5 protein-coding genes are annotated in these 5,424 nt (G+C 67.0%); 3 read left to right on the top strand and 2 right to left on the bottom strand.

The window, feature by feature from the left end:
• Entirely contained in the window at positions 1–2,472 is a 2,472-nt protein-coding gene (locus ABWP09_RS13305; RefSeq protein WP_353205608.1) for a circularly permuted type 2 ATP-grasp protein, read from the bottom strand.
• Between the two features lie 144 nt (positions 2,473–2,616).
• Here ABWP09_RS13305 and pdxH point away from each other — a divergent pair, with 144 nt between their 5' ends.
• Genes pdxH through ABWP09_RS13320 form a run of 3 tightly spaced genes read left to right on the top strand, consistent with a single transcriptional unit; the run spans position 2,617 to position 4,960 of the window.
• On the top strand, positions 2,617–3,192 hold the full coding sequence (gene pdxH, locus ABWP09_RS13310; RefSeq protein ID WP_353205609.1) for a pyridoxamine 5'-phosphate oxidase: 576 nt from the start codon (positions 2,617–2,619) through the stop codon (positions 3,190–3,192).
• Positions 3,189–4,133: a cation diffusion facilitator family transporter gene (locus ABWP09_RS13315; RefSeq protein WP_353205610.1), complete on the top strand. Its 945-nt coding sequence runs from the start codon at positions 3,189–3,191 to the stop codon at positions 4,131–4,133. The genes pdxH and ABWP09_RS13315 overlap by 4 nt, the downstream gene beginning before the upstream one ends.
• Complete coding sequence (locus ABWP09_RS13320; protein ID WP_353205611.1) at positions 4,130–4,960, top strand: PhzF family phenazine biosynthesis protein; 831 nt, start codon at positions 4,130–4,132, stop codon at positions 4,958–4,960. The genes ABWP09_RS13315 and ABWP09_RS13320 overlap by 4 nt, the downstream gene beginning before the upstream one ends.
• A 17-nt stretch (positions 4,961–4,977) precedes the next feature.
• On the opposite strand, the gene ABWP09_RS13325 is transcribed toward ABWP09_RS13320, so the two are convergent.
• On the bottom strand, positions 4,978–5,424 hold a 447-nt coding region (locus ABWP09_RS13325; RefSeq protein ID WP_353205612.1), incomplete at its 5' end, for an EAL domain-containing protein.

Here is a 5,424-nt window from a genome sequence, read left to right on the forward strand (position 1 = left end):
TCACGCCAGCACCATCCCACCCGCCCGCAACGGCTCAGCCCCTTGCAGGAAATACCGCCGGGCAATCGCCTCCGACAATTGAAACAGCCGCCGCTCGACATCGCCCAACACCTCGGCATCGAGCCCCGCCGCGGTCGCGGTCGAGACGATTGCGGTCAGCACACTGCCTTGCGCCTGTTGCGGCTCCTCCATCCCGTCATCTTCGAGCACGGGGAGTGCGGCGAGATGCTCGCAGATCCGGCCAATCTGGAACGCGAGCGAGCGCGGATTGCCGGGGTCGAGCGCGACCAGATCGACCACGGGGACGCGCGCGATGCCGGTCAGGTAACGCTGGCGATAGCTGATCTGGCTGTCGGCGAGATCGAGCAGGGTCGAGAGGTCGTCGAGGCTCGCTTGCGCCATGCCGAACGCGCGGACCGCGCGCGTTACCGTCTGCGCGCGCTCCAGCCGGCGCCCGAGATCGTGGAAGCGCCACGCGGCGGTGCGCCCCATATGTTCGGCCGACAGCCCCGACAGCGCGGCATAGCGCCGCTGCAGCGACCCGGCGCGTTCGAGCATGACGCCTTTGACCGGATAGGGCGCATCGAGCAGCCGCACGAAATCCGCCGCAAGCCGGTCGCGTGAACCCTGCCCGATGCCGCGCGCGAGCCGGTTGATCGCACGAACGCTGTGCCGCTCGCCATCTTCCAGCGCGGTGCGCGCGAACGCCGAGAGATCGGCGCGGCGCAGCGATGGCGGATGCGATGCGGCACCGGCATTGACCACGAGCCCGACCAGCCGCCCGACCGTATCCGACGCGAGCGCCGCGCCGGCATCGGCATCGATCGAATTGCCGAGCATCACGCGGATCACCCCGAGCAACGCCTCGCCGCGCTCGAGATAGCGCCCGAGCCAGAAGAAATTGTCGGCGACGCGGCTCGGCAGCGTGCCGGGGTTGCGGCGGACGTGCACCGTATCGGCGGGGGGCAGCAGCGACATCGGCGCGACATGCTCGCCACCATGCACCACGACATCGGCCGACCAGCACCCCTCGCCCATCACCGAGGCGCGCGGATCGGGATGTTCGGCGATCCGCGCGAAACCGCCGGGCAGCACGGTCCACTGCCCATCGGCACCGCGCGCCGCGAACACGCGCAACGTGAAGGGCCGCGCGGCGAGGCCGGTGTCGGTGACCACCGGCATCGTCGACAGGCGTGCAATCTCCTGCCCGACATAATCCTGCGGGCGGCGCGTCATGTCGTCGAGCAAGGCGGCACGCGCATCGCCAATAATGTCCACGCCGGGCAATGCGATCCCGTCGGGCAGGCCGAGCGGGGCGACGCCGAACGCGGGGCCGATCAGCAAATGGTCGAAATCGGCGATGACGCTTGCGCACGCCTGATCCTGACCGCACCACCAGGTGGCGATGTTGGGCAGGATCAGCGCCGCGCCGGTCTCGGCCGCGCAAATCCCCGGCAGGAACGCGCCGAACGCCGCCGATTCGACCACCCCCGCGCCGGGCACATTGGCGATTACGACATTGCCGGCGGCCGCCGCATCGATCAGCCCGGCGACGCCGATCTGCGAATGCGAATCGAACGCCAGCGGATCGAGCAAGCGCGGGTCGACGCGGTGCCACAAAGCATCGATCCGCTTGAGCCCGCCGATCGTGCGGACGTAGAGCTTGTCCTCCAAAGCGGCGAGATCAGCGCCTTCGACCAAGAGAAACCCGAGATAGCGCGCGAGGTGCGCCTGTTCGGCATAGCTTGCCGAATAGCGCCCCGGCGTCAGCAGCCCGATGCGCGGCTCGACCCGGCGGCAGGCGGCGGCCAGACCATCGCGAAACGCCGCGAAGAACGCCGCGTGGCGCTGGACATTGAGCCGCGCCTGCAATCCGTCCAACGTCCGCGCGATCGCGAGGCGGTTTTCGAGCGCATAACCTGCGCCGGCCGGGCTGCGCAGATGGTCCGCCAGCACGCGCCATTCGCCATCGGGCCCGCGCCCGAGATCGACCGCGATAAACTGCAAATGATGCCCGCCCGGCGGCACCAGCCCCGCCATCGGCCGCAGAAAGAAGGGCGATCCGCCGACCAACGCCGCCGGGATCAGCCCGCGCGCGACCAGCTTCGCGTCACCGTAAAGGTCGGCGATGACGGTCTCCAGCAGATCGGCGCGCTGCACGATCCCCGCCGCGATCGTGCGCCATTCCTCCGCCGGAATCATCAGCGGGATCGGCGATAGCGGCCACGGCCGTTCCTCGCTTTCGCCGATGATGCGGAAACCCGTACCGATATCCTCGGCATGGCGCTGCACGCGATCGCGCGCGAGGCCGAGATCGTCAGCGGCGACCGCCGCGAGTTCTTCGAACATGATGCTCCACGCCGGATCGTCGCTGAGCACGTCGCCGCCTGCGATCTGCGCGCGATAGTCGGCGATCCAGCGCGCGGCGTGCGTGGCGGGGTCGAGCAACGAGGGGGCGACAGCGCTTGCCATTCGAATGTTTCCGTCCCCGCGAGCGTGGGCGCGACATGGCCACAATCGCTTCGCAGGTGCAACAGGGGAAATGTCGGAGATCGGGGAGCAGATGATCCCCACGCCACAGGTGACGTGCGCGTCGCTACGCGGTACAGCGCCCCGATGACTGACCCCTTTGCCCTGTTCGATACCTGGTATGCCGAAGCCCGTGAAAGCGAGCTCAACGATTCGAACGCGATGGCGTTGGCGACGGTCGACGCGCAAGGCGTGGTGTCGTCGCGGATGGTGCTGCTGAAAGGGCATGGTCCGGACGGCTTCGTCTTCTATACCAATCGCGAAAGCCGCAAGGCGCGCGATCTGGTCGAGGATGCGTCGGTCGCCTTGCTGTTCCACTGGAAATCGCTGCGCCGCCAGATCCGGATCGAGGGGCGCGTCACGCGTGCGAGCGATGCCGAGAGCGACGCGTATTTCGCGAGCCGTAGCCGCGATTCGCGGCTTGGTGCCTGGGCCTCCGATCAATCGCGACCGATGCCCGACCGCGCGACCTTCGAGGCGCGGTTCGAAGAGATGCAAGCGAAGTTCGACGGGCAAGACGTCCCGCGTCCGCCGCATTGGGGCGGGTATCGGGTAACCCCCGCGGCAATCGAATTCTGGCAGGATCGCGCGCATCGCCTGCACGAGCGCCACCACTTCACCCGCTCCGGGTCTGCGTGGACCAGCGAGATGCTGTACCCGTGACCGAGGACCAGCGCCGCGCGATCCCCTTTGCGACCCGCGCCGCGCTCGCCAGCGTGGCGATGGCGACCTTCCTGATCGCGCTCAAATCCTGGGCGGCATGGACGACCGAATCGGTCGCGATGCTCGGCAGCCTTGCCGATTCGGGGCTCGACCTGCTCGCGAGTGCGGTCACGCTCTATGGTGTCCGTCTCGCCGCGACCCCGGCCGATCACGACCATCGCTTCGGACACGGCAAAGCCGAATCGCTCGCCGCGCTGTTTCAGGTCATGCTGATCACCGCGTCGGCGGTTGGTATTGCGTGGCGCGCGATCCTCGCGCTGGGCAGCGATGCGCCGAAACACGACGCGGAATTCGGCATCGGCGTGTCGCTGGTGGCAATCTTCGCGACGGTGGTGCTGCTCGCCTATCAGCGCAGCGTGATCCGCAAGACCGGGTCAGTCGCGATCGTCGCCGACAATGTCCATTATCAATCCGACGTGCTGCTCAACGGATCGGTGATCGTCGCGTTGGTGCTCGATCAATATTTCGGCTGGCACGATGCCGATCCGATTTTTGGCATCGTGATTGCGGTGTGGCTGGCATGGGGCGCGTTTCGCGCGTCGTCGAGCGCGATCGATCATTTGATGGACAAGGAATGGCCCGAGCAACGCCGCATCGATTTCATCGAAGTCGCCGCGCGCCAGCCAGGGATCAAGGGCATTCACGACTTCCGCACGCGGCATTCCGGCGCGCATGATTTCGCGCAATTCCACATGGAGGTCGCCGGCGACATCACCGTGGCGGAGGCGCATAAAGTGGTCGAGGGCGTCGAGCGCGCGCTGCACCGTGTCTTTCCCAAGGTCGAGGTGCTGATCCATCTCGATCCCGAAGGCCATGTCGACACCGACAATCCGCTGATCGAGGCGGACGTCACCCCCCCTTGGTTCGGGAAACGCGCATGAGATTGCCCATCGTCCAGATCGACGCCTTTTCCACCAAGCCGTTCGAGGGCAACCCCGCGGCAGTGATGCCGCTTGCCGCATGGCTCGACGACGCCGTGCTGCAAGCGATTGCGGCGGAGAATAATCTCAGCGAGACCGCGTTTCTGGTGCGCGACGATACGGGCGCGAGCGATTTCGAGTTGCGCTGGTTCACGCCCACGGCCGAAGTCGTGCTGTGCGGCCATGCCACACTTGCGAGCGGCCATTTCGTGCTGTCGGGCGATCCGGAGCGCGCTTCTGTCAGCTTCCGCACGCGCAAGGCGGGGCTCCTGTCAGTCACGCGCGCGGGTGACCGCTATGAACTGGCGCTGCCCGCCTGGGGGCCTGAGCCCAAGCCGCTGCCACATATCGTCGCCGCGCTTGGCCTCGCCTCGGCCGTCGCGACATTGTGGCATCCGCATCGCTACGCGCTGATCGTGCTGGAAAATGCAGCGCAAATCCGCGCGCTCGACCCCGATTTTCGCGCGCTCGGCCGGCCCTCTGACGCGGACCCGGCAAGCGACCGCAACGCCGAGGTCGACGTGCTGACGATCGTCACCGCACCCGGCGATGATACGGATGTCATCAGCCGCGTCTTCGCGCCGGGTGCGGGGATCGACGAGGACCCGGTAACGGGCTCCGCTCACGCCGTGATGACACCGTATTGGGCCGCGCGCTTCGGCCGCGACAGCTTCACCGCCTATCAGGCCAGCGCGCGCGGCGGGCATCTGACGTGTCGGCTCGCGGGGGACCGCGTGGTGCTTGGCGGCCAATGCGTCACGGTGCTGGAGGGCACGTTTTTTCTATAGCGTCGGCGTGCCGCGATTCAGGCAACGCGACGCGGGACGGTTGGATCGAACCGGATCACCGACGATTTCACCGGCCTCACCGGCGATTCGGATTCGTGCTCCTGATGGCAAGCGCGCAGCGCTTGTTCGGTGGTCAGGGGCCGCGACAGAAAATAGCCCTGAAGCTTCTGGACGCCGAGCGTGCGCAACAGATCATGCTGCGCGGCGCTTTCGACCATCTCGGCGGTGACCGGCGCACCGATCGCCTTGCAGAGATGCAACACGCCGACCAGCAGGTCACGCGCGGACGGGCTTTCCATCAGCGAGGCGATCAAGCTGCCATCAAGCTTGATCCCGTCAAACCGCAGCTCACGCAAATAGCCGATCGAGGCATAACCCGCCCCGAAATCGTCGAGCAGAATGCGGACGCCGCCGCGTTGCAACATGGAAAGCGCCGAGCGTGCCGCCGCAAAATCGACAAGTAA

This window comes from Sphingomonas sp., assembly GCF_040398505.1.
Taxonomy (GTDB): Bacteria; Pseudomonadota; Alphaproteobacteria; order Sphingomonadales; family Sphingomonadaceae; genus Sphingomonas.

Coding starts and splice junctions, on each gene's coding strand:
- ABWP09_RS13305 (WP_353205608.1), bottom strand. CDS start 2,472: ATGGCAAGCGCTGTCGCCCCCTCGTTGCTCGACCCCGCCACGCACGCC.
- pdxH (WP_353205609.1), top strand. CDS start 2,617: ATGACTGACCCCTTTGCCCTGTTCGATACCTGGTATGCCGAAGCCCGT.
- ABWP09_RS13320 (WP_353205611.1), top strand. CDS start 4,130: ATGAGATTGCCCATCGTCCAGATCGACGCCTTTTCCACCAAGCCGTTC.